At 60.8% G+C, this 22,243-nt stretch carries 22 protein-coding genes and 1 pseudogene; 12 read left to right on the forward strand and 11 right to left on the reverse strand.

What is annotated here, in order from left to right; translation table 11 throughout:
• Positions 1-26 precede the first annotated feature (26 nt).
• Entirely contained in the window at positions 27-806 is a 780-nt protein-coding gene (locus tag QU606_RS01040; RefSeq protein WP_003176915.1) for an exodeoxyribonuclease III, read from the reverse strand.
• An 82-nt stretch (positions 807-888) separates the two neighbouring features.
• Here QU606_RS01040 and pyrE point away from each other — a divergent pair, with 82 nt between their 5' ends.
• The gene (pyrE, locus tag QU606_RS01045) at positions 889-1,536 is read left to right on the forward strand and encodes an orotate phosphoribosyltransferase (RefSeq protein ID WP_024078099.1); all 648 of its coding nucleotides are present in this window, start codon (positions 889-891) and stop codon (positions 1,534-1,536) included.
• 149 nt (positions 1,537-1,685) lie between these two features.
• Here the strand turns inward: pyrE and argB are convergent, their stop codons facing one another.
• From argB to coaBC, 4 genes and pseudogenes are all read right to left on the reverse strand, one after another.
• On the reverse strand, positions 1,686-2,591 hold the full coding sequence (argB, locus tag QU606_RS01050; RefSeq protein ID WP_024078097.1) for an acetylglutamate kinase: 906 nt from the start codon (positions 2,589-2,591) through the stop codon (positions 1,686-1,688).
• Between the two features lie 21 nt (positions 2,592-2,612).
• Positions 2,613-4,034, reverse strand: a pseudogene (locus QU606_RS01055) (phosphomannomutase/phosphoglucomutase); the annotation flags it as partial.
• A 240-nt stretch (positions 4,035-4,274) separates the two neighbouring features.
• On the reverse strand, positions 4,275-4,730 hold the full coding sequence (dut, locus tag QU606_RS01060) for a dUTP diphosphatase (RefSeq protein ID WP_304998039.1): 456 nt from the start codon (positions 4,728-4,730) through the stop codon (positions 4,275-4,277).
• Between the two features lie 5 nt (positions 4,731-4,735).
• Positions 4,736-5,944 (reverse strand): bifunctional phosphopantothenoylcysteine decarboxylase/phosphopantothenate--cysteine ligase CoaBC, encoded by a 1,209-nt coding sequence (gene coaBC / locus QU606_RS01065; protein WP_024078094.1) that lies wholly within the window; start codon positions 5,942-5,944, stop codon positions 4,736-4,738.
• Between the two features lie 143 nt (positions 5,945-6,087).
• On the opposite strand from coaBC, the gene radC reads away from it, so the two are divergent.
• Complete coding sequence (radC, locus tag QU606_RS01070) at positions 6,088-6,762, forward strand: DNA repair protein RadC (RefSeq protein WP_024078093.1); 675 nt, start codon at positions 6,088-6,090, stop codon at positions 6,760-6,762.
• A 29-nt stretch (positions 6,763-6,791) separates the two neighbouring features.
• Here the strand turns inward: radC and QU606_RS01075 are convergent, their stop codons facing one another.
• On the reverse strand, positions 6,792-8,384 hold the full coding sequence (locus QU606_RS01075; RefSeq protein WP_069077268.1) for an ABC transporter substrate-binding protein: 1,593 nt from the start codon (positions 8,382-8,384) through the stop codon (positions 6,792-6,794).
• Positions 8,385-8,842: 458 nt separating this feature from the next.
• Here QU606_RS01075 and rpmB point away from each other — a divergent pair, with 458 nt between their 5' ends.
• Positions 8,843-9,076, forward strand: coding sequence for a 50S ribosomal protein L28 (rpmB, locus tag QU606_RS01080; RefSeq protein WP_003176907.1), 234 nt, complete (start codon positions 8,843-8,845; stop codon positions 9,074-9,076).
• Between the two features lie 11 nt (positions 9,077-9,087).
• Positions 9,088-9,243, forward strand: a complete 156-nt coding sequence (gene rpmG / locus QU606_RS01085; RefSeq protein ID WP_003176906.1) for a 50S ribosomal protein L33 — start codon at positions 9,088-9,090, stop codon at positions 9,241-9,243.
• Between the two features lie 71 nt (positions 9,244-9,314).
• Here the strand turns inward: rpmG and QU606_RS01090 are convergent, their stop codons facing one another.
• The gene (locus QU606_RS01090; protein ID WP_024078091.1) at positions 9,315-9,677 is read right to left on the reverse strand and encodes a cupin domain-containing protein; all 363 of its coding nucleotides are present in this window, start codon (positions 9,675-9,677) and stop codon (positions 9,315-9,317) included.
• Positions 9,678-9,907: 230 nt separating this feature from the next.
• Between QU606_RS01090 and QU606_RS01095 the strand changes: the two genes are divergently transcribed.
• Both QU606_RS01095 and QU606_RS01100 read left to right on the forward strand, forming a co-directional pair.
• Positions 9,908-11,401: an aldehyde dehydrogenase gene (locus tag QU606_RS01095; protein WP_024078090.1), complete on the forward strand. Its 1,494-nt coding sequence runs from the start codon at positions 9,908-9,910 to the stop codon at positions 11,399-11,401.
• A gap of 159 nt (positions 11,402-11,560) precedes the next feature.
• A complete protein-coding gene (locus tag QU606_RS01100) occupies positions 11,561-12,703 on the forward strand; it encodes an MFS transporter (protein ID WP_304998040.1) in 1,143 nt (380 codons plus the stop codon).
• A gap of 62 nt (positions 12,704-12,765) precedes the next feature.
• Here QU606_RS01100 and QU606_RS01105 read toward each other — a convergent pair whose 3' ends face one another.
• Positions 12,766-14,334 (reverse strand): phospholipase D family protein, encoded by a 1,569-nt coding sequence (locus tag QU606_RS01105; protein WP_069077270.1) that lies wholly within the window; start codon positions 14,332-14,334, stop codon positions 12,766-12,768.
• 62 nt (positions 14,335-14,396) lie between these two features.
• Positions 14,397-15,821 carry a PLP-dependent aminotransferase family protein gene (locus QU606_RS01110; RefSeq protein ID WP_304998041.1) on the reverse strand — a complete coding sequence of 475 codons (1,425 nt, stop codon included), beginning with the start codon at positions 15,819-15,821 and terminating at the stop codon, positions 14,397-14,399.
• Between the two features lie 165 nt (positions 15,822-15,986).
• Here QU606_RS01110 and QU606_RS01115 point away from each other — a divergent pair, with 165 nt between their 5' ends.
• On the forward strand, positions 15,987-16,211 hold the full coding sequence (locus QU606_RS01115) for a DUF1127 domain-containing protein (RefSeq protein ID WP_024078086.1): 225 nt from the start codon (positions 15,987-15,989) through the stop codon (positions 16,209-16,211).
• On the opposite strand, the gene QU606_RS01120 is transcribed toward QU606_RS01115, so the two are convergent.
• Complete coding sequence (locus QU606_RS01120) at positions 16,212-17,504, reverse strand: FAD-binding oxidoreductase (RefSeq protein WP_041161053.1); 1,293 nt, start codon at positions 17,502-17,504, stop codon at positions 16,212-16,214.
• 115 nt (positions 17,505-17,619) lie between these two features.
• Between QU606_RS01120 and QU606_RS01125 the strand changes: the two genes are divergently transcribed.
• The gene (locus QU606_RS01125) at positions 17,620-17,973 is read left to right on the forward strand and encodes a YkgJ family cysteine cluster protein (protein ID WP_017135860.1); all 354 of its coding nucleotides are present in this window, start codon (positions 17,620-17,622) and stop codon (positions 17,971-17,973) included.
• Between the two features lie 60 nt (positions 17,974-18,033).
• On the opposite strand, the gene QU606_RS01130 is transcribed toward QU606_RS01125, so the two are convergent.
• Positions 18,034-18,522, reverse strand: coding sequence for an Lrp/AsnC ligand binding domain-containing protein (locus QU606_RS01130; protein WP_003176896.1), 489 nt, complete (start codon positions 18,520-18,522; stop codon positions 18,034-18,036).
• A 155-nt stretch (positions 18,523-18,677) separates the two neighbouring features.
• On the opposite strand from QU606_RS01130, the gene dadA reads away from it, so the two are divergent.
• From dadA to QU606_RS01150, 4 genes are all read left to right on the forward strand, one after another.
• Positions 18,678-19,979 (forward strand): D-amino acid dehydrogenase, encoded by a 1,302-nt coding sequence (dadA, locus tag QU606_RS01135; RefSeq protein WP_024078084.1) that lies wholly within the window; start codon positions 18,678-18,680, stop codon positions 19,977-19,979.
• Positions 19,951-20,304: a RidA family protein gene (locus tag QU606_RS01140; protein ID WP_024078083.1), complete on the forward strand. Its 354-nt coding sequence runs from the start codon at positions 19,951-19,953 to the stop codon at positions 20,302-20,304. Before dadA ends, QU606_RS01140 begins: the two co-directional genes overlap by 29 nt.
• A gap of 80 nt (positions 20,305-20,384) precedes the next feature.
• A complete protein-coding gene (alr, locus tag QU606_RS01145; RefSeq protein WP_102625040.1) occupies positions 20,385-21,458 on the forward strand; it encodes an alanine racemase in 1,074 nt (357 codons plus the stop codon).
• Positions 21,459-21,574: 116 nt separating this feature from the next.
• Positions 21,575-22,123, forward strand: a complete 549-nt coding sequence (locus QU606_RS01150) for a cupin domain-containing protein (RefSeq protein ID WP_003176893.1) — start codon at positions 21,575-21,577, stop codon at positions 22,121-22,123.
• Positions 22,124-22,243 lie beyond the last annotated feature (120 nt).

Below are 22,243 nucleotides of genomic sequence, written 5' to 3' on the forward strand. Positions count from 1 at the left end.
GGTTTTTTTGTGCCTGGAAAAAGACCTCAAATGGTCAGTGTCCAGTCGTAGTCCACGATCAGTGGCGCGTGCTGCGAGAAGCGTGGCTGGCGCGGCAGGCGTGCGCTGCGTACGAACCGACGCAGGCCTGGGGTCAGCAACTGGTAGTCGAAGCGCCAGCCCAGGTTGAGCATCTCAGCCTGTTCATTGTCTGGCCACCAGCTGTACTGGTCGCCTTCGCGGCTGACTTCGCGCAGGGCATCCACATAGCCCATGTTGCCGACAATCTCGTCCATCCAGGCCCGTTCCGGCGCCAGGAAGCCAGGGGATTGCTGGCTGTCGCGCCAGTTCTTGATATCCAGCTTTTGTTGCGCCACGTACAACGAGCCACAATAAATGTACTCGCGACGTTTGCGTCGCTGTTTATCCAGGTAACGGGCGAAATCGTCCATTAGCTTGAACTTCTGGTTCAAGTCTTCATCGCCGTTCTGCCCTGATGGAAGCAGCAAGGTCGCGATGCTGACCTTGTCGAAATCGGCTTGCAGGTAGCGCCCGTAGCGGTCGGCTGTCTCGAAGCCGAGGCCGCTGATGACCGCCTTGGGTTGCAACCGCGAGTACAAAGCCACGCCACCTTGGGCGGGTACTTCGGCATCGCAGGCATAAAGGAAGTAGCCATCCAGTTGGAAGGCTGGGTCGTCCAGTTCAAAGGCGGAGGCGCGGGTGTCCTGCAGGCAGATGACGTCGGCATTCTGGGCTTGCAGCCAACTGAGCAAACCACGCTCGACTGCAGCCTGAATACCATTAACGTTCACACTGATGATCCGCATAAATGGCCCCAAAAATCGCGTGCGTGTATGATACACGCCGTCTACCTAATTAGCTAAATCCGTGGTATCTGAGGCTTTTTTCATGCAGGCGTATCAACGCGATTTCATTCGTTTTGCCATCGATCGCGGGGTTTTGCGCTTCGGTGAGTTCACCCTCAAGTCCGGGCGCACCAGCCCGTACTTCTTCAATGCAGGCTTGTTCAACTCGGGTTCGGCCCTGGCCCAACTGGGTCGTTTCTACGCGGCAGCCATTGTTGAAAGCGGTATTTCCTTCGATGTCTTGTTTGGTCCGGCCTACAAGGGCATTCCCCTGGCCGCCGCGACTGCCGTGGCGTTGGCTGAGCATCACGGGCGGGATCTGCCGTGGTGCTTCAACCGCAAGGAAGCCAAGGCCCATGGCGAAGGCGGCAGCCTGGTGGGTGCGCCGCTGACTGGCGATGTGCTGATTATCGACGATGTGATCACCGCCGGTACCGCCATCCGTGAAGTGATGCAGATCATCGCCTCCCAGGACGGCGCCAAGGCTGCCGGTGTGTTGATCGCACTGAACCGCCAGGAGCGTGGCAACGGTGAATTGTCGGCGATCCAGGAAGTGGAGCGCGATTTCGGCATCCCGGTGGTGAGTATCGTGTCGTTGAACCAGGTGTTGCAGTTCCTGGAAGACGATCCGCAGCTCAAGCAGCACTTGCCGGCAGTGCGCGCGTACCGCGAGCAGTTCGGCGTCCAGTAATCGCCGCACAACAAAAAGCCCCACCCCCTGTAGGAGCGAGCTTGCTCGCGAAGAACGCCAACGATGACGCGTTTATTCTGGATGAACGCGGCGCCTTTACGTTTTTCGCGAGCAAGCTCGCTCCTACAGAGGGTGGGGCTTTTTAGTGTTTAAGGACGCTTGCGGTTGCTGATCAGCGTACCTACACCAGTGTCGGTGAAGATTTCCAGCAGGATCGCATTCGGCACCCGGCCGTCCAGGATCAGCGAACTGCCCACGCCGCCCTGCACCGCTTCCAGCGCGCAACGGATCTTCGGCAGCATGCCGCCGTAGATCGTGCCGTCGGCGATCAGCGCGTCCACCTGTTGGGTGGTCAGGCCGGTCAGCACCTTGCCTTCCTTGTCCATCAGGCCAGCAATATTGGTCAGCAGCATCAGCTTTTCAGCCTTCAGTGCTTCAGCCACCTTGCCCGCCACCAGGTCGGCGTTGATGTTGTAGGACTCGCCGTTGGTGCCCACGCCAATTGGCGCGATCACCGGGATGAAGTCGCCCTTGACCAGCAGGTTCAGCAGATCGGTGTTGATGCCGATCACTTCGCCTACCTGGCCAATGTCGATGATTTCCGGCTGGGTCATCTCCGGCGTCTGACGGGTAACGGTCAGTTTTTTCGCGCGGATCAGCTCCGCGTCTTTGCCGGTCAGGCCGATGGCGCTGCCGCCGTGGCGGTTGATGAGGTTGACAATGTCCTTGTTCACTTGGCCGCCGAGGACCATTTCCACCACGTCCATGGTCTGTGCGTCAGTCACGCGCATGCCATCGATGAAGTGACTCTCGATCGACAAGCGCTTGAGCAGGTCGCCGATCTGCGGGCCGCCACCGTGGACTACCACCGGGTTGATCCCTACGGCTTTCATCAACACGATGTCGCGGGCAAAGCCGGTTTTCAGCTCGTCGCTTTCCATGGCATTGCCGCCGTACTTGATCACCAGCGTCTTGCCGACGTAGCGTCGAATGTAGGGCAGCGCTTCGGACAGGACCTTGGCGGTGTTGGCAGCGGCTTCGCGTTCGAGGGTCATTCAGGGCTCCGGTACAAAAAATCAGAACGGTAATTGGAGATCAGGGGCAACACGTTTCAACTGGGCGTGGAACACGTCCTTGATGCGCTGCAACTCAGCCTCGGTATCCGCCTCGAAACGCAGCACCAGCACCGGTGTGGTGTTGGACGCGCGAACCAGGCCCCAGCCTTTGGCGTAATCGACTCGCACACCATCAATGGAGGTCAGGTTGGCGCCTTCACCCCATTGCGCATCGTGCAATGCGTCAATGATGCTGAATTTGCTCTCTTCGGTCACATGGATATTGATCTCTGGCGTAGAAATATCATTCGGGAAGGTCTCAAACAGCCCTTGCGCGGTGGATTTTTCCTTGCTGAGGATCTCCAGCAGACGGGCAGCGCTGTAAATACCGTCGTCAAAGCCGAACCAGCGTTCCTTGAAGAATACGTGGCCGCTCATTTCGCCGGCCAACAGGGCGCCGGTTTCCTTCATTTTCTTTTTGATCAACGAGTGACCGGTCTTCCACATTAGCGGACGACCGCCGTATTCCTTGATCAGCGGGGTCAGGCGGCGGGTGCATTTGACGTCGAAAATGATCTCGGCACCGGGGTTGCGCGCCACGACGTCGCGGGCAAACAGCATCAGCAGGCGGTCCGGGAATACGATCTCACCGGTTTCGGTTACTACGCCCACGCGATCCCCATCGCCATCGAAGGCCAGGCCCACATCGGCGCCGGTTTCCTTGACCTTGGCAATCAGGTCCACCAGGTTTTCAGGCTTGCCTGGGTCCGGGTGGTGGTTGGGGAAGTGGCCGTCGACCTCGCAGAACAGCGGGATCACTTCGCAGTTCAGGGCTTCGAGCAGTTGCGGGGCGATCACGCCGGCCGCGCCGTTGCCGCAGTCCACCACCACTTTGAGGCGGCGCGCGAGTTTGACGTCGCGGGTGATTTCGTCGGAGTAGCGCTGAAGAATGTCGACCTTGGTGATGCTGCCGGGGCCGCTGGTCAGGTCGTTGGTCTTCAGGCGTGTGTGCAGGGCCTGGATCTGTTCGTTGGCCAGGGTGTCACCAGCGATGACGATCTTGAAACCGTTGTAGTCCGACGGGTTGTGGCTGCCGGTGAGCATCACGCCGGATTTGCCGGCCAGTACGTTGGCCGCGTAGTACAGCGCCGGGGTAGGCACCAGGCCGACGTCGCTGACGTGGCAGCCACTGTCTGCCAGGCCCTGGATCAGTTGTTCCACCAGCTCCGGGCCGGACAGGCGGCCGTCACGGCCTACCGATACGTTGGGTTCGTCCTGGGCCAGGCTTTGGGCGCCGATGGCGCGGCCAATCCAGTAGGCAGTTTCGGCGGTCAGGGTCTTGGGTACTACGCCACGGATGTCATAGGCGCGAAAGATGCTGTCGGGAAAGGTCGGGGCTACTCGGGCTGCGTTACTCATCGCGGGGGGAAACTCCATCTGAAGGGGGCAAGGCTGGCCATAATGTGGCTGACCGGCAGGCTCAAACTGAAGGGTATGACGGTGTTTTCGGCAGAGAGTTCGTGGTGCAAAAGTGCCACCTGAGCGGGAGCTCGATGGTTTATCTTTCGTAATGCATTGATTCCCCTGGGGAAATCTCGCTGATTAGATTCGCGCATTCTTCATCCTGAAAGGCCATGCGGTGGCGTCTGGCCGGACGAACGTACCCGGCCAGGTTCAGCTGGGTCAGTGACTGCCGGAGTGCCCAAAGCCACCTGCGCCACGTTGGGTTTCGTCGAATTCCTGTACCAGCTCGAAGTGCGCCTGCACCACCGGCACCAGCACCAGCTGCGCAATGCGCTCGCCGACCGCGATATTGAACGCGGTCTGGCCACGATTCCAGCACGACACCATCAACTCACCCTGGTAGTCCGAGTCGATCAGGCCGACCAGGTTGCCCAACACGATGCCATGTTTGTGACCCAGGCCGGAGCGCGGCAGGATCAGTGCGGCCAGGCCAGGGTCACCGACATAGATCGACAGGCCGGTAGGAATCAACAGGGTCTGGCGTGGCTCGAGGACAGTGTCTTCCTTGAGCATGGCGCGCAGGTCCAGGCCGGCGGAGCCCGGGGTGGCGTAGGCCGGCAGTGGGAATTCGCTGCCGATGCGAGGGTCGAGAATCTTGGCTTGCAAAGCGTGCATGGACATTAAACCTGGTTCAGCCGTTGGGCGATAAAAGAGATCAGTTGGCGGGCAATCTTGCCTTTGCTGGTCTGGGCGAAAAGGGTGGCGTGCAGCTCGCGGTCGATCACGCTGCAGGCGTTTTCCTCGCTGTTGAAGCCGATGCTTGGGTTGGCGACATCATTGGCGACGATCAGGTCGAGGTTTTTATCTTTCAATTTGCGTGCGGCGTAGTCCAGCAGGTGCTCGGTCTCGGCGGCGAAACCGACACTGAATGGGCGATCCGCACGGGTGGCGATGGTGGCCAGGATGTCCGGGTTGCGCACCATTTGCAGGAGCAGGCCGTCGCCGCTTGTAGGGTCCTTCTTGAGCTTTTGCGGGGCGACTACTTCCGGTCGGTAGTCCGCAACTGCTGCCGAGGCGATAAACAGGTCGCAGGGAATCGCCGCTTCACAGGCTGCCAGCATGTCCCGGGCGCTGACTACGTCGATTCGGGTGACTCTGTCGGGCGTTGGCAAATGCACCGGACCGGTGATCAAGGTGACGCGCGCGCCTGCCTCAACCGCGGCTTCGGCCAGGGCAAAGCCCATTTTTCCTGAGCTATGGTTGGTGATGTAGCGCACCGGGTCGATGTTTTCCTGGGTCGGGCCGGCGGTGATCAGCACGTGCTTGCCGGTCAGGGCCAGGTGCTGGAAGCACTCGGCGGCGCACAGCGCCAGGTCGGTGGCTTCGAGCATGCGGCCCATGCCCACGTCGCCGCAGGCCTGGCTGCCGGAGGCCGGGCCGAACACCTTGAGGCCACGGCTTTGCAGGAGTTGGGTATTGGCCTGGGTGGCCGGGTCGCGCCACATGGCCTGGTTCATGGCCGGGGCGATGGCGACGGTGGCGTCGGTCGCCAGTACCAGGGTGGTGAGCAGGTCATCGGCGATGCCCTGGGCCAGGCGGGCGATCAGGTCGGCGGTGGCCGGGGCGATCAGTACCAGGTCGGCCCATTTGGCCAGCTCGATATGGCCCATGGCGGCTTCGGCTGCCGGGTCCAGCAGGTCCAGGTGAACCGGGTGGCCGGACAAGGCCTGCATGGTCAGTGGGGTGATGAACTCACTGCCACCGCGGGTCATGACCACGCGCACTTCGGCGCCCTGGTCAAGGAGCCTGCGAACCAGCTCTGCGCTCTTGTAGGCGGCAATGCCGCCGCCGACGCCGAGAACGATGCGTTTCCGATACAGACGCTGCATTGGTTTGCCTTTCCAGTTCAGTGAAGCCAGTTCAGTGACGCCTGCGATGCCCCCTCCCCAGGTGAAATCGCACGCAAAAAAGAGGGCCTACGATAACACAGCGCCTGCCAGGCAACAGCGGCGCACGTATACAGGAAAGAGGGATGAGTATTCGCGATTGGCCCGTAGCGGAACGTCCGCGGGAGAAACTTCTGGAATGGGGCGCGGCGAGTCTGTCCGATGCCGAGTTGTTGGCCATCTTCCTGCGCACCGGGGTTTCCGGGCGAAGTGCGGTGGACCTCGCACGCCACCTGTTGGTGCAATTCGGTGGCCTGCGCCCGCTGCTGGAGGCCAGCCAGGCGCTGTTCAGCCAGCAACTGGGGCTGGGGCCGGCGAAGTTTGCCCAGTTGCAGGCGGTGCTGGAAATGTCCCGGCGCCACTTGGCCGAGCGGTTGCGGAGTGACTCCGTATTGGAAAGCCCGGTGGCCGTGCGTGATTACCTCAAGGCGTTGCTGCGCCATGAGCCCCACGAGACGTTCGGTTGCCTGTTTCTCGATTCAAAACATCGTGTACTGGGTTTCGAGGCGTTGTTCCAGGGCACCATCGACGCCGCCATGGTTTATCCCCGGCAGGTGATCAAGCGCGCCCTGGCGTACAACGCGGCGGCGCTGATCCTGTGTCACAACCATCCTTCGGGGAATGTGGAGCCCAGCGCCGCTGATCGAAAATTGACCAAGGTGCTGCAAAAGGCCCTGGAAGTGGTGGATGTGCGAGTGCTGGATCACATCATCGTGGGGGATGGGGATCCGTTGTCGATGGCGGAATACGGATGGATGTAGCCCCCGCCCATTGGATGGGGGCTATTGGGTCAGGGCTTGACGCTGACTTTCGAGAAGTCCTGCCGCCCGAACGGGCTCACCTGGTAGCCCTCGACGGTTTTGCGCGCCAAGGCAAACGCCGTCGGGTGCGCCAGGGGCAACCACAAGGCCTGCTGCTGGATCTGCGCCTGGGCCTGTTGGTACAGCTTGCTGCGCACCCCTTGTTCGCTGGTGGTCTTGCCGGCGCTGATCAGCTTGTCCAGGGCAGGGTCGCAGTAGCGGGCGAAGTTGGTGCCGGATTTTACGGCGGCGCAGGAGAACTGCGGGGTGAGGAAGTTATCCGGGTCGCCGTTGTCGCCGGCCCAGCCCATGAACAGCAGGTCGTGCTCACCGGCTTTGGCACGGCGAATCAGTTCGCCCCATTCGATCACGCGGATTTCGGCCTGGATGCCGACCTTGGCCAGGTCCGCTTGCAGCAGTTGCGCACCGAGGTTCGGGTTCGGGTTAAGCAGGCTGCCGGTGGGGCGTGTCCAGATTGTGGTCTTGAAGCCGTCCTTGAGCCCGGCACGTTCGAGCAAGGCCTTGGCCTTGGCGAGGTCCTGTGGATAACCGGGCAGCTCTTTGGCGTAGCTCCAGGTGTTGGGCGGGAAGGGGCCATCGGCGGCTTCGGCGGTACCTTCGAACACGGCCTTGAGGTAGCTGGCCTTGTCGAATGCCAGGTTGATTGCCTGGCGCACTTCCGGCTTGTCCAGGGGCGGATGCTGGCTATTGATTGCAACGAATGCGGTCATGAATGCGGCGGTTTTTTCCACCTTGAGCGCGGGGTCCTTCTCGGCTTCGCCGACATCCAGCGGTTTGGGGGACAAGGCGATCTGGCATTCATTGCGGTGCAATTTCTGCAGCCGCACGTTTGCGTCTGGCGTAATGGCGAAGATCAAGTTATCCACAGCCGGTTTGCCGGCAAAGTAGTCGGGGTTGGCCTTGTAGCGAACCACGGCATCTTTCTGGAAGCGCGTGAAGATGAACGGCCCGGTGCCGATCGGTTGGCTGTTGAGTTTTTCCGGGGTGCCCGCCTTGAGTAATTTGTCGGCGTATTCGGCCGGGTAGATCGAGGCAAAACCCATGCTCAAGGCCGCCAGGAAGGTGGAGTCGGCGTGGTCCAGGGTGAAGCGCACGGTCAGTGGGTCGAGGGCGTCGATCTTCTTGACCAGGGTCGGCAATTGCAGCGACTGGGCATGGGGGAAGCCGCTCTGGGCGATCTTGTGCCACGGGTTGGCCGGGTCAAGCATGCGCTCGAAGCTGAAGCGCACGTCTTCGGCAGTCAGCGTGCGACTCGGGGTGAAGTACTCGGTGCGATGGAATTTCACGTCCGGGTGCAGCTTGAACGTATAGGCCAGGCCATCCGGCGAAACCTCCCAGCTATCGGCGAGGCTCGGCACCAGCTTGCCACTGGCGGCGTCATAGTCCACCAGACGGTTCATCAGCACGTCGGCCGAGGCGTTGGTGGTCGTCAGCGAATTGTATTGCACCACGTCGAACCCTTCGGGGCTGGCCTCGGTGCAGACGCTCAAACTGGTGGCCGCCAGGGCCTGCGGCACGACAAATAGAGGGGCTAGCAATAGCGGTAGGGCAGCGAGGCGCATATTAGGTTTCCTTTGCAGATCGAAGGCCCATCTGCGAGTGCAGTCTGGAAAAGTCCTACCGTAGTGGTCTGATTCATAAATGACTAGCCCATTTTTGCCTGTGCTTTTGGCTCAAATGCTGTTTTGATGGCGCCTCAGCGCGTTTCGCTGTGCGCCTCACTGCGCGCGCGAGCGCTGTAAGTCATTCTGTGCGACGAGCGGTCGGCTGTTACAGCGGCCCCTCCTGGCAACGGTTCGGGCGTATGTCGCCGAGATTTACGCCGGTAAAAACACACGGGCTGTTGTTGCACTTGGGTCTTTCTGGTATAAAGCAGCGCTCTTTTCTAGGGGCCCGGTTCCTTCGCTTGTAGGTGTAGCCGGTAAGACCCTAAAGAAACGCGGCGCCTGGCGCCAAATGACTGAGAGATTAAGCGGCCAACCCATGCCGGGTTGGGCATGTGGTTTTAGAGGGCTGAGGCATGTCGAGAGTCTGTCAAGTTACCGGTAAGGGTCCGGTGACTGGGAATAACATTTCCCACGCAAATAACAAAACCCGTCGTCGTTTCCTGCCGAACCTGCAGCATCACCGCTTCTGGGTTGAAGAAGAGAAACGTTTTGTTCGCCTGCGTGTATCTGCCAAAGGCATGCGTATCATCGACAAGCGTGGCATCACTGTCGTGCTGGCCGAAATCCGCGCCGCTGGCAAGATCTAAGGAGCTCTATCATGCGTGAATTGATTCGAATGATCTCTAGCGCCGGTACTGGTCACTTCTACACTACCGACAAGAACAAGCGTACTACCCCGGACAAGCTCGAAAAGAAAATGTTCGACCCGCGCGTTCGCAAGCACGTGATCTACAAAGAAGGCAAAATCAAGTAATTGGTTTTCTTCCTTGTGAAAAAAAGCCCGTATCTCACGATGCGGGCTTTTTTTTGCCTGGCGTTTGTTGATCAGGCCTTCTGCTCGAACACCACGTAGATCTTGCGGCACGGTTCCAGCACTTCCCAGGTACCACTGAAGCCGGCGGGGATCACGAAGCGGTCGCCGGCGCGCAAGGTCTTGGCGTTACCGTCGCCGTCGCGCAGTACCGAAACCCCCTGCACAATTTCGCAGTATTCATGCTCGGTATAGTTGACCTTCCACTGCCCGACTTCTCCTTCCCAAACCCCGGCGCTCATCTGGCCGCATGGGCTGTTGTAGTGGTTGTAGATCGTTTGTTCGGGGTCGCCCTTGAGGATTTTCTCGGCGGCAGGGCGGTAGCGGTCGGGCGCCGTGTTGGCCTGGCTGAAGTCGACGATGTCCTGGATGCTCATGTGCGTGTCCCGTCTGGCCTGCGGTTGGAGAGCCCAAAGTCTATGTTTATTAAAATGAACATCGCAAGGGCGTTTACCGCCGTTATGTCAAATATATTGAAACATCCCCAGCCGCTGGTTTAGGGTGGCAGCTGCCTTGAGCCGAACAGCAGGCTGGCCGGGCAAGAATTCTTTGAGGCTGCCGGGGGACATCACCTGGCCCTTGTATTCAATAAGAGGAGGACACTCGCATGACCACCCTGACCCGTGCCGACTGGGAACAACGCGCCAAGGACCTGAAGATCGAAGGCCGCGCCTATATCAATGGCGAATACACTGCCGCCGCTTCCGGTGACACCTTCGAATGCATCAGCCCGGTCGATGGCCGCCTGCTCGCCACCGTTGCCAGTTGCGATGCCGCCGACGCCCAGCGCGCCGTGGAAAATGCCCGTGCCACCTTCAATTCCGGCGCCTGGTCGCGCCTGGCACCGGCCAAGCGCAAGGCCGTCATGATCCGTTTCGCCGCGTTGCTCAAGGCCAATGCCGAAGAGCTGGCGCTGCTTGAAACCCTGGATATGGGCAAGCCGATCAGCGACTCCCTGAACATTGACGTGCCTGGCGCAGCCAATGCCCTGAGCTGGAGCGGTGAGGCGATCGACAAGATCTATGACGAAGTCGCCGCCACCCCTCACGATCAGTTGGGCCTGGTAACCCGTGAACCGGTTGGTGTCGTCGGCGCCATCGTGCCGTGGAACTTCCCGCTGATGATGGCCTGCTGGAAACTGGGGCCGGCGCTGTCCACCGGTAACTCGGTCATCCTCAAGCCCTCCGAAAAATCCCCGCTGACTGCCATCCGCATTGCGGCCCTGGCCGTTGAAGCCGGCATTCCAAAAGGCGTGTTCAACGTGCTGCCGGGCTATGGCCATACCGTGGGTAACGCGCTGGCGCTGCACATGGATGTCGACACCCTGGTGTTCACCGGCTCGACCAAGATCGCCAAACAGCTGTTGATCCGCTCCGGCGAATCGAACATGAAACGCGTATGGCTGGAGGCGGGCGGCAAGAGCCCGAACATCGTGTTCGCCGATGCCCCGGATCTGCAAGCCGCGGCCGAATCCGCCGCGGGTGCCATTGCCTTTAACCAAGGCGAAGTCTGCACTGCCGGTTCACGCCTGCTGGTGGAGCGCTCCATCAAGGATAAATTCCTGCCGCTGGTGATCGCCGCGCTGAAGGGCTGGAAGCCAGGCAACCCGCTGGACCCGGCCACTAACGTCGGCGCGTTGGTGGACACTCAACAGATGAACACCGTGCTGTCCTACATCGAAGCCGGCCATGCCGACGGTGCAAAGCTGGTGGCAGGCGGTAAGCGTACCCTCGAAGAAACCGGTGGCACCTACGTCGAACCTACGATTTTCGATGGTGTGACCAACGCCATGAGGATCGCCCAGGAAGAAATCTTTGGCCCGGTCCTGTCGGTCATTACCTTCGACAGCGCTGAAGAAGCCATCGCCATCGCCAACGATACCCAATATGGGCTGGCGGCGGCGGTATGGACGGCCGATATCTCCAAGGCGCACCTGACCGCCAAGGCCCTGCGTGCCGGCAGCGTGTGGGTCAACCAGTACGATGGCGGTGACATGACCGCGCCATTCGGGGGGTTCAAGCAGTCGGGTAACGGTCGCGACAAGTCGTTGCATGCGTTCGACAAGTACACCGAGCTGAAGGCGACCTGGATCAAGCTGTAAGCAGCGCCGCTGAACCCCTGTAGGAGCGAGCTTGCTCGCGAAAAACGTCAACGATAACGCGTGCTGTCTGGTAACACGCGGTGTCCTTGAGTTCTTCGCGAGCAAGCTCGCTCCTACAGTTCGTTTGCAACCCTGAAAAGTATCCACAGGAGCGTGGAAATGCGTTGGGCGACTTATTTCGCCGTCCTGGCCTCGGTACTCAGTGTCGGCCTGGCGCTGGGCGTCAGCATGCCACTGGTATCCCTGCGCCTTGAGGGCTGGGGCTACGGCAGTTTCGCCATCGGCGTGATGGCCGCGGTGCCGGCCTTTGGTGTGCTGCTGGGTGCCAAGGTATCCAGCCGCCTGGCCTCTTGGCTGGGCACTGCCAACCTGATGCGTCTGTGCCTATGGGCCGGTGCCGTGTCCATCGGTTTGCTGGCGATCCTGCCCAGTTACCCGGTGTGGCTGGTGCTGCGGCTGATGATCGGGGTGATCCTGACCATCGTGTTTATCCTGGGTGAAAGCTGGATCAACCAATTGGTAGTGGAGCAGTGGCGCGGCCGGCTGGTGGCGCTGTACGGCTGCAGCTATGCCTTGAGCCAGCTGTCAGGGCCACTGCTGCTGGGTGTGATCGGCACTGATCATGACTACGGTCTCTGGGTGGGTGCGGGGCTGCTGATGGTCGCGCCGCTGTTGCTGCTGGGGCGTTCCGGCGCGCCGACTGCCGATTCGTTCAGTGTGACCCTTGGCGACCTGTGGCGCTTCTGCCTGACACTGCCGGCGATTGCCTGGGCGGTGGCGTTATTCGCTGCGTTCGAAGCGATGATTCTGACACTGTTGCCGGTGTATTGCCTGCAGCAGGGCTTCACCGCCGAGATAGCCTTGACGATGGTCAGCACCGTGGTGGTGGGTGATGCGCTGCTGCAGTTGCCCATCGGTGCCTTGGCCGATTACTTGCCGCGGCGCACGCTGTTCTTGAGTTGTGCGCTGCTGTTGCTGGCGTCGAGCCTGGCGATTCCGTTGTTGATGCAGACGGTGTTGATCTGGCCGGTGTGGGTGCTGTTCGGCGCCAGTGCCGGAGGGTTGTTCACCTTGTCGCTGATTCTGATTGGCGAGCGCTACCGTGACGATGCGCTGGTGCGCGCCAATGCCCATATCGCGCAGCTGTGGGGGATCGGCTGCTTGATCGGGCCGTTGGTGGCGGGTGCAGGCAGCCAGTGGATCAGCGGGCATGCCCTGCCTTGGCTGATGGCGGCCGGGGCGCTGGGGCTGGTGGTGCTGTTGTTGCGCCAGGGCGCATTTGGTGCTGCGCAGCCCGCTTGATCTGGAAGCAATCAACTGTGGGAGGGGGGCTTGCCTGCTCCCACATTGGATCTTCGCTGTTCTTAGAGCATGCGTTCCAGGCCGACCGAGTTGGCGAACCACGCATTGAACCGGCGCCACCAACTGCCCGGCTCGCGGGTCAAGGTGTGTAACTGACCGTTATCCTCGGTCACCCACACCACTTGGCCATTCTGCAATTTCGCCTCATAACTCAAGGCGGGTGCCATGCCTTGCAGTGCCAGGTTGCGTACGTGTTCCGCCAATTCGGGGCTGTCGACCAATACGCCCACTTCGGTGTTCCACAACACTGAGCGCGGGTCGAAGTTGAATGAGCCGATAAACGACTTCGTCCGATCAAAGATCATCGCTTTGCTGTGCAGGCTGGAGTCCGAGCCCTTGAACGTGCCGCGGCGAAACAGGTGTGGGCCGCTGCCTGCGCCAGGGGCACCCGGTTGGCGGCGCAATTCGTAGAGTTTCACCCCATGTTCCAGCAGCGCCTTGCGATACGGCTCGTAGCCGCCATGCACAGCGGGTACGTCGGTGGCTTCAAGGGAGTTGGTCAGCAGGCTGACCGACACGCCGGCGTCGGCGCGACCGGTGAGGTACACCAGCCCAGGCTGCCCAGGCACGAAGTACGCCGAGATCATGATCAGCTCGTGGTTGACGCCTTCCAGTTCCGGCGACAGTTGGGTAGTCAGCAGGAGTCGAGGATCCGGATCATTCTTGGCCAGCACCTTGCTCGGCGCGTCCCACAACGCCTGGTTCCAGGCCCAGATCAACTCGCGGCGCCAGATGTCCATGCGCGGTTTGGTCTTGTAGGCGCGTAGGCGGTTGTACAGGGCGTGGTTTTGCTGGCGGGATTGGGCCAGGGATTCCTCCAAGAGAAGCCGTGCAGTCGCCAGGTCACCTTTGGATGGCAGGTTGGAGATGAACTCATTAATGGGTTTGCTCAGGGCGCTGTTCCAGTACTGGTCGAAGCTGTGGCCTAGCTGCTCGGCCACCGGGCCCACGCTGAGCATGTCGATATCGGTGAAGTTGAGGTTGGGTTCGGCGTCGAAATACTCGTCCCCGAGGTTACGCCCACCGACGATGGCCACGCTGTTGTCCGCCACCCACAGTTTGTTGTGCATGCGCCGGTGTTGCAGCGACAGGTTGAACAGCCGCCCCATGGTCCGTGTTACGCCGGTGCTGCGCCCCAGATGCAGAGGATTGAACAGGCGAATCTCGATCTGGGGATGAGCGGCGAGGGTGGCGATGATCTGGTCGAGGCCATCGCTGGTGGTGTCGTCCAGCAGGATGCGCACCCGCACACCACGATCAGCGGCCTTGAGCAGTTCATCCACCAGCATGCGCGTGCTGATGCCGTCGTGGACGATGTAGTACTGCAGGTCGAGGCTGGTCTGGGCGTTACGGATCAGCTCGGCGCGGGCCATGAACGCTTCACTGCTGTTGGGCAGCAGGCGAAAGCCAGAGCGGCCTTGGTAGGGCGCGGCCTGGGCCTGGATCGAGCGGCCGAACGACGAATCCTTCGCTGGCAGGGCGTCGCTGGGGATGCGTGGCGCATTGACCGTGGCGCAACCGCCCAGGGCCAGGGCTCCCAGCAGGAAAAACGGTAAAAGCCGTCGAATCATCAAGGGAGTCGCTTCCAGATCAGGGCGGTTGTCGGCATATGACGGCAATTTCCCAAGAAAGGTCAGTCGGCCGCCTCGGCCAGCAGCTTGCTCGCGGCGGTGCCGACCTTGCGCACGGCTTCTTCAATCTGTGGCGTTGGCTTGGCAGCGTAGTTCATGCGTAGGCAATTTCTGTACTTGCCGGAAGCCGAAAAGATGCTGCCCACCGCCACCTGTACGCCTTGTTCCATCAGCACGCGGTTGAGCTTGAGGGTGTCGAAGCCCTCCGGCAGTTCTATCCACAGCATGAAACTGCCTTGCGGCCGGCTGGCGCGGGTGCCCGCCGGGAAGTATCGGCTGACCCAGTCGAGCATCAAGTCGCGATTACGCTGGTATTGCGTACGCATCCGCCGCAAATGCGGTTCGAAATGGCCGCCCTTGAGGAATTCGGCGATAGCGATCTGCGGCTGGGTGGCGGTGGAGCCGGTGCTGATGTATTTCATGTGCAGCACCCGCTCCAGATAGCGACCCGGCGCGACCCAGCCGATGCGCAGGCCTGGCGCCAGGGTTTTTGAGAACGAACTGCACAGCAGCACGCGGCCGTCCTCGTCGAAGGATTTGATGGTACGCGGACGCGGGTAGCTGTAGGCCAGTTCGCCGTACACATCGTCTTCGATGACTGCCACGTCAAAGCGCTGGGCCAGGGTCAGCAACGCTCGCTTGCGGGCCTCCGGCATGATGTAGCCCAGGGGGTTGTTGCAGTTGGGGGTCAGTTGGATGACCTTGATCGGCCACTGTTCCAGCGCCAGTTCCAGGGCTTCCAGGCTGATGCCGGTGAGCGGGTCCGTGGGGATTTCCAGCGCCTTCATGCCCAGGCCCTTGAGGGTCTGCATGGCACCGTGGAAGCTGGGTGAGTCCACCGCCACGATATCCCCGGGCTCGCAGATCGCACGGATGCTGGCGGACAACGCTTCATGGCAGCCGGTGGTGATCACGATGTCTTCGGCACTCAGTTGGCAGCCGGAATCCAATGACAGTCGGGCGATTTGCTCGCGTAATTCCATACAGCCGAGGATGTTGTCGTAATACAACCCCGGCAGATCCTGGCGCCGACTGACGCGAGCCAGGCTGCGCAGCAGGGGCTTGAGGGTGGGTGACAATACATCCGGCATGCCGCGACCCATCTGTATGACGTCTTTGCGCGGGACTGCGCGAATCAATTCCAGCACCTGATCCCACTGGGAGATTTCCACCGGGCGCTGGGCCGGGCGGCCGATCTCGGGCAGCGCCGGCAACTCCCGACTCACCGGTACAAAGTAGCCGGACTTGGGCTTGGGCATTGCCAGGCCATTGTCTTCCAGTAACCGATAGGCCTGCTGCACGGTGCTCAGGCTGACCCCGTGCTCGACGCTTAAGGCGCGTACGGACGGCAGTCGATCGCCGGGGCGATAGAAACCCTGTTCAATGCGCGTGCCCAGTAATTCGGCGAGGTTAACGTAAAGCGTCATGGCGGTCGCTCCGGGAGACCAGTACAGATAGGGAAAAAATACAGGATTCAGCCGCGCATGGGCAGTTTCTGTATGGATTTAATAAAGATGGGTTGGATCTGTAATGGTTTTGCCTGCTCGCCCATTCTAGTCACTCATGGCAACAAGCAAATGAGGGGCAGCAAAATGAACGGCATGAGTGATGTGCGGCTGATGTTACACAGTCAGGAATTGCAGGCTGGGCAAGAGCGGGCGACGTCGCCGCGCGAGATCAGCCGTTGGAGTCTGTTCTGGCACCGCCGCCATACGCGCAAGGCCTTGCTGCACTTGACCCGCGAGCAGTTGCGTGACGTTGGGTTGACCCCAGAGCAAGCACGCCAGGAAGGCCTGAAGCCTTTCTGGCGTGATTGATCAGACCCATTCTTTAAGGCGGTGCCAGAGCATCCCCAGCGCCAACAGCGGCGAACGCAGGTGTTTGCCGCCGGGGAAGGTGATGTGCGGCACCTGGGCGAACAGATCGAAGCGGCCCTGCTGTTGGCCGCTGATGGCTTCGGCCAGCAGTTTGCCGGCCAGGTGTGTGGCGTTGAGGCCATGGCCAGCGTAGGCCTGGGCGTAATACACATTGGGTTGATCCGCCAACCGGCCTATCTGCGGCAGGCGGTTGGCGCCGATGCCGATCATGCCGCCCCATTGGTAGTCGATCTTCACGTCAGCCAGCTGTGGGAACACCTGCAACATCTTTGGCCGCATGTAGGCGCCGATGTCCTTGGGATCGCGTCCGGAATAATGGCAGGCCCCGCCGAACAGCAGGCGACGATCGGCAGACAGGCGGAAATAATCCACGGTCACCCGTTGGTCACACACCGCCATGTTCTGCGGCAACAAGTTGGCGGCTTGTACCGGGCTCAAGGGTTCGGTGGCGATGATGTAGCTGCCGGCGGGCAGCACCTTGCCGCTCAGTTGTGGGTTGAGGCCGTTCAGGTAGGCGTTGCAGGCCAGCACCAGGGTCTTGCTGCGTACGTTGCCCTGAGCGGTGTGCACGTTGACCTCGGGGCCATAGTCGATGCGCGTCACTTCGGACTGCTCGAACAGGCGCACGCCCAATTGCCCGGCGGCTGCCGCTTCACCCAGTGCCAGGTTCAGCGGGTGCAGATGGCCGGAGCCCATGTCGATCATGCCGCCCACGTAGCGGTCGGAGCCGATCACGCTGCCCATCTCACTGGCTTGCAACAGGCGCACTTCGTGGCGATAACCCAGGCTGCGCAGTTCTTCGGCGTCTTCGGCCAGGCCATGCAGGTCGCGGGGTTTGTTGGCCAGGTCGCAATAGCCCCAGGTCAGGTCGCAAGGGATCTGGTAGCGTTCGACGCGTTCACGCACGATCTCCACGGCCTCCAGGCCCATGAGTTTCATCTGGCGCACGCCGTCGTTACCAATCACGTTGGCGAACTGCTCCAGCCCGTGGCCGACACCGCGAATCAACTGGCCGCCATTACGCCCGCTGGCGCCCCAGGCGATCTTGCGGGCCTCCAGCAGCACCACGCTGAAGCCGCGCTCAGCCAACTCCAGGGCCGTATTGAGCCCGGAGAAACCGCCGCCGATCACGCACACATCAGCGCTCACCTCGCCGGTCAACATCGGGTAATCCGGTTGCGGCACGCTGCTGGCGGCGTAGTAGGAAGCGGTGTGCCGGGCGCTGGCAGTCATGGGGAACATCCCTGTTTGGAAAATTTGACGCAGGATACAGCGGTCGGACGAAGCTGTCTGCGCAGGGCGTTTTGCTTCAGAATCTACGTCTATTCGCCGTTCGGTACGTGTTTCGATGAGTTGCAACAGCCAGAAAATCAGTGCGCTGCGCCGACAGATTCCTTCGTTCGAGTGCGTTCCCGGTTGCCACGATTGCTGTGGGCCGGTGACTACATCGCCCGAGGAAATGTCCCGCCTGCCGCGCAAAACCGCGGCCGAGCAGGAAGCCGCCATGGACGAGCTGAACTGTGTGCACCTGGGGCCCAATGGCTGCACGGTGTATGACGAGCGGCCGTTGATCTGCAGGCTTTTCGGCACCACCAAGACCTTGCCTTGCCCCAATGGACGGCGGCCGGTGGAGCTGATTCACCCACGGGTGGAGAAGCAGATACATGAATACATGGCGAGTACCCGGCAGGTGCTGGTCTAACGATGTACGCGGTCAAAATGTGGGAGGTGCTTGCTCCCACCGTTGACCCCGATGTGTCAGTCAGTCCGGAATTGGCAGGTTCAGGCTCTCTTTCACCTCTTCCATCACGATATAGCTCTTCGACTCCCGCACATGGGGCAGCTTGAGCAGGATATCGCCGAGCAATTTGCGGTACGACGCCATCTCGGAAATCCGCGCTTTCACCAGGTAGTCAAAGTCCCCCGACACCAGGTGGCATTCCAGCACATGGGGCAGTTTCAGCACGGCGCGGCGGAACTCTTCAAAGGTGTCGCCGGATTTGTAATCGAGGCTGATCTCGACAAATACCAGCAAACTTCCCTTCAAATGCTGGGGGTTGAGCCGTGCGTTGTAGCCCATGATGATCCCTTCGCGCTCCAGCCGCCGTACCCGCTCGGTGCACGGCGTGGTGGAGAGCCCGACCTTTTCCCCCAGCTCGGTGAACGAAATTCGCCCGTCGGTTTGCAGGATGCGCAGGATGTTGCGATCGATCTTGTCCAGCTCCCGCTTGGTCTGAGTGTTGGTACGCATAGGGGATACGCCTCTGTGAAAAGGGTTTTTGCCGAGAATTGTCGCCAAATATAGGCAGTTATATAGTGAAATGCACTGGCGATTGCTTTTTATACTGCGCACATCATTGCTCGAACAACACACGTCGGCGGTCAAGCCGCGATGAGGATATAAAAATGCGCGTTCTGGTCTTGGGTAGCGGCGTCATTGGTGTGACCAGTGCCTACTATTTGGCGCGGGCTGGCTTTGAAGTCGTCGTGGTCGACCGTCAGCCTGCCGCTGCCATGGAAACCAGTTTCGCCAACGCCGGCCAGGTGTCCCCAGGCTACGCCTCGCCATGGGCCGCGCCGGGTGTGCCCCTCAAGGCTATCAAGTGGCTGCTGCAACGCCACGCCCCGCTGGCGATCAAGGCCACGGCCGATATTGATCAATACTTGTGGATGGCGCAGATGCTGCGTAACTGCACCGCCAGCCGCTACGCGGTGAACAAGGAGCGCATGGTGCGCCTGTCCGAGTACAGCCGCGATTGCCTCGACGAACTGCGCGCCGAGACCGGCATCGCCTACGAAGGCCGCAGCCTCGGCACCACCCAGCTGTTCCGCACCCAGGCCCAGCTCGATGGCGCCGCCAAGGACATCGCCGTATTGAAAGAATCCGGGGTGCCGTTCGAGCTGCTCGACCGCGCCGGTATCGCCCGTGTTGAGCCAGCCTTGGCCAGTGTCACCGATATCCTCGCCGGTGCCCTGCGCCTGCCCAACGACCAGACCGGCGACTGCCAGATGTTCACCACCCGCTTGGCCGACATGTGCAGGCAACTGGGCGTGGAGTTCCGCTTCGAACAGGACATCCAGCGCCTCGACTACGCTGGCGACCGCATCAACGGTGTGTGGATCGACGGCAAGCTGGAAACCGCCGACCGCTACGTGCTGGCTCTTGGCAGCTACTCGCCGAAGTTGCTCAAGCCGTTGGGGATCAAGGCCCCGGTGTACCCGCTCAAGGGCTACTCGTTGACCGTGCCGATCACCAACCCGGCGATGGCCCCCACCTCGACCATTCTCGACGAAACCTACAAGGTCGCGATCACCCGTTTCGACAACCGCATCCGCGTGGGTGGCATGGCTGAAATTGCCGGTTTTGACCTGTCGCTTAACCCGCGTCGGCGTGAAACCCTGGAGATGATCGTCAACGACCTTTATCCTCAGGGCGGCGATTTGACTGAAGCCACTTTCTGGACCGGCCTGCGCCCGACCACACCCGACGGCACACCGATTGTCGGCGCCACCCCGTTCAAGAATCTGTTCCTCAATACCGGCCACGGCACCCTCGGTTGGACCATGGCCTGTGGCTCTGGCCGCTTGCTGGCTGACCTGATGGCGAAGAAAACCCCGCAGATCAGCGCCGAAGGCCTCGACATTTCCCGTTACGGCAACCACCAGGAGTCCGCAAAACATGTCAATCCAGCGCCAGCTCACCAATGAGCGCATGAGCCAGATCGTTGTCCACAGCGGTACCGTGTATCTGGCAGGCCAAGTCGGCGACGACATGAGCGCCGGGATTGAACAGCAGACCCGTGAAACCCTGGCCAATATCGAGCGCCTGCTGGACCTGGCGGGTACCGACAAGACCAAGTTGCTGTCGGTGACGATCTACCTGAAAGACATCGATGCCGACTTCGCCGGTATGAACGCGGTATGGGACAAGTGGTTGCCCAAAGGTGCTGCCCCGGCCCGTGCCACGGTTGAAGCGAAACTGTGCGAACCGGAAATCCTGGTAGAGCTGTCCGTCGTGGCCGCTTTGCCATAAACAACGATCCCTCTCCCGGTGCCGACGCGGTTAGTCGGCGCCGGTTTTTTCTCCACTCTGCCGCCTAGAAGCCTGCCGCCATGCGTCCAGCCCGTGCCCTGATCGACCTCCAAGCCCTGCGCCACAACTATCAATTGGCCCGTGAAGTCACGGGGGCCAAGGCCCTCGCCGTGATCAAGGCCGATGCCTACGGCCATGGTGCCGTGCGGGTGGCCCAGGCTTTGGAAGCCGAGGCCGACGGGTTTGCCGTGGCCTGCATCGAAGAAGCACTGGAATTGCGAGCTGCCGGCATTCGCGCGCCGGTGTTATTGCTGGAAGGTTTTTTCGAAGCCGATGAGCTGCCGCTGATCATCGAGCATGATTTCTGGTGCGTGGTGCATTCGCTGTGGCAACTGGAAGCTATCGAACAGGCCACCCTGAGCAAGCCGCTGACCGTCTGGCTCAAGCTGGACTCGGGTATGCATCGCGTGGGCCTGCACCCCAAGGATTACCCAGCGGCGTACCAGCGGCTGCTGGCCAGTGGCAAAGTCGCCAAGATTGTATTGATGAGCCATTTCGCTCGCGCCGATGAACTCGATTGTGTGCGCAGCAATGAACAGGTGGCCGTGTTTGAGGCGGCGCGTCAGGGCTTGTCAGCCGAGGTCAGCCTGCGTAACTCGCCTTCGGTGATGGGCTGGCCAAACGTATCCAGCGATTGGGTTCGGCCGGGCATCATGCTGTACGGTGCGACGCCGTTTGGCGAAGACCAGGCCGTCGCCGCGCGTTTGCAGCCGGTGATGACCCTGGAGTCGAAAGTCATCTGCGTGCGTGAACTGCCGGCCGGCGAGCCGGTGGGCTACGGCGCCAAGTTCATCACGCCAAAACCGATGCGCATCGGCGTGGTCGCCATGGGGTACGCGGACGGCTACCCACGCCATGCGCCAACGGGCACGCCGGTGCTGGTGGCGGGGCAACGCAGCCAGTTGCTGGGGCGTGTGTCCATGGACATGCTATGCGTCGACCTCACCGATGTACCCCAGGCCGGCCTCGGTTCCACCGTGGAACTGTGGGGCAAGAATATTCTTGCCAGTGATGTTGCAGTCGCCGCCGAGACCATTCCCTACCAGATCTTCTGCAACCTTCGCCGTGTGCCAAGGCTCTATTCCGGGGCTTGATCGACCTCGACGAACGGAGCTGGCCAGGATTTAGGCCCAAGTGTTGTAAATACTGAACGCTGTCGCCATGATAACGCTCAATTACAACAAAGCCTGAATCCTAGGAGGCTCCCGCATTGGACGTCGGCGAACGACTGCAATCCATCCGTAAACTGAAGGGTCTTTCCCAGCGCGAGCTCGCCAAGCGCGCGGGTGTCACCAACAGCACCATTTCGATGATCGAAAAAAACAGTGTCAGCCCTTCCATCAGTTCCTTGCGCAAGGTGCTGGGCGGCATCCCTATGTCGATGGTCGAGTTTTTTTCTGAAGAGATCCTCCAGGAAATACCGACACAGATCGTCTATAAAGCCAATGAGCTGATCGACATCTCCGACGGAGCCGTCACCATGAAACTGGTGGGCCGGGCGCACCCGAGCCGGGCCATCGCATTTCTCAATGAAATCTACCCGCCAGGCGCCGACACCGGCGAAGAAATGCTCACCCACGAAGGCGAAGAAACCGGGATTCTGGTGGAAGGTCGACTGGAGTTGGTTGTCGGTCTTGAAACTTTTGTGCTCGAAGCCGGCGATAGCTACTACTTTGAAAGCACCAAGCCCCATCGTTTTCGCAATCCGTTCGACGTGCCGGCGCGACTAATCAGCGCAGCCACACCCGCGAACTTTTAACAACAGAGGCGCCCTGCCAGCGTTGCAGAGGTTCCCGCAGCCGTATTCCGCCAGGCTGAATCTCCCTTTATTTAATGGGGTTGTTTCAGCCAGGCGGGCTAACCGTTATACTTTCGCCGC

Origin of the sequence: Pseudomonas sp. OVF7 (assembly GCF_030644265.1) — a bacterium.
Taxonomy (GTDB): domain Bacteria; phylum Pseudomonadota; class Gammaproteobacteria; order Pseudomonadales; family Pseudomonadaceae; genus Aquipseudomonas; species Aquipseudomonas gorinensis.

What these genes read in the sequence shown, in the direction of transcription:
- QU606_RS01125 (WP_017135860.1), top strand. Translation starts at nt 17,620, where the DNA reads ATGAGTTGCAACAGCCAGAAAATCAGTGCGCTGCGCCGACAGATTCCT.
- QU606_RS01130 (WP_003176896.1), bottom strand. Translation starts at nt 18,522, where the DNA reads ATGCGTACCAACACTCAGACCAAGCGGGAGCTGGACAAGATCGATCGC.
- coaBC (WP_024078094.1), bottom strand. Translation starts at nt 5,944, where the DNA reads ATGCAGCGTCTGTATCGGAAACGCATCGTTCTCGGCGTCGGCGGCGGC.
- QU606_RS01110 (WP_304998041.1), bottom strand. Translation starts at nt 15,821, where the DNA reads ATGACGCTTTACGTTAACCTCGCCGAATTACTGGGCACGCGCATTGAA.
- QU606_RS01100 (WP_304998040.1), top strand. Translation starts at nt 11,561, where the DNA reads ATGCGTTGGGCGACTTATTTCGCCGTCCTGGCCTCGGTACTCAGTGTC.
- rpmB (WP_003176907.1), top strand. Translation starts at nt 8,843, where the DNA reads ATGTCGAGAGTCTGTCAAGTTACCGGTAAGGGTCCGGTGACTGGGAAT.
- argB (WP_024078097.1), bottom strand. Translation starts at nt 2,591, where the DNA reads ATGACCCTCGAACGCGAAGCCGCTGCCAACACCGCCAAGGTCCTGTCC.
- QU606_RS01040 (WP_003176915.1), bottom strand. Translation starts at nt 806, where the DNA reads ATGCGGATCATCAGTGTGAACGTTAATGGTATTCAGGCTGCAGTCGAG.
- QU606_RS01140 (WP_024078083.1), top strand. Translation starts at nt 19,951, where the DNA reads ATGTCAATCCAGCGCCAGCTCACCAATGAGCGCATGAGCCAGATCGTT.
- rpmG (WP_003176906.1), top strand. Translation starts at nt 9,088, where the DNA reads ATGCGTGAATTGATTCGAATGATCTCTAGCGCCGGTACTGGTCACTTC.
- QU606_RS01090 (WP_024078091.1), bottom strand. Translation starts at nt 9,677, where the DNA reads ATGAGCATCCAGGACATCGTCGACTTCAGCCAGGCCAACACGGCGCCC.
- QU606_RS01095 (WP_024078090.1), top strand. Translation starts at nt 9,908, where the DNA reads ATGACCACCCTGACCCGTGCCGACTGGGAACAACGCGCCAAGGACCTG.
- pyrE (WP_024078099.1), top strand. Translation starts at nt 889, where the DNA reads ATGCAGGCGTATCAACGCGATTTCATTCGTTTTGCCATCGATCGCGGG.
- QU606_RS01075 (WP_069077268.1), bottom strand. Translation starts at nt 8,384, where the DNA reads ATGCGCCTCGCTGCCCTACCGCTATTGCTAGCCCCTCTATTTGTCGTG.
- QU606_RS01120 (WP_041161053.1), bottom strand. Translation starts at nt 17,504, where the DNA reads ATGACTGCCAGCGCCCGGCACACCGCTTCCTACTACGCCGCCAGCAGC.
- dadA (WP_024078084.1), top strand. Translation starts at nt 18,678, where the DNA reads ATGCGCGTTCTGGTCTTGGGTAGCGGCGTCATTGGTGTGACCAGTGCC.
- radC (WP_024078093.1), top strand. Translation starts at nt 6,088, where the DNA reads ATGAGTATTCGCGATTGGCCCGTAGCGGAACGTCCGCGGGAGAAACTT.
- dut (WP_304998039.1), bottom strand. Translation starts at nt 4,730, where the DNA reads ATGCACGCTTTGCAAGCCAAGATTCTCGACCCTCGCATCGGCAGCGAA.
- QU606_RS01105 (WP_069077270.1), bottom strand. Translation starts at nt 14,334, where the DNA reads ATGATTCGACGGCTTTTACCGTTTTTCCTGCTGGGAGCCCTGGCCCTG.
- alr (WP_102625040.1), top strand. Translation starts at nt 20,385, where the DNA reads ATGCGTCCAGCCCGTGCCCTGATCGACCTCCAAGCCCTGCGCCACAAC.
- QU606_RS01115 (WP_024078086.1), top strand. Translation starts at nt 15,987, where the DNA reads ATGAACGGCATGAGTGATGTGCGGCTGATGTTACACAGTCAGGAATTG.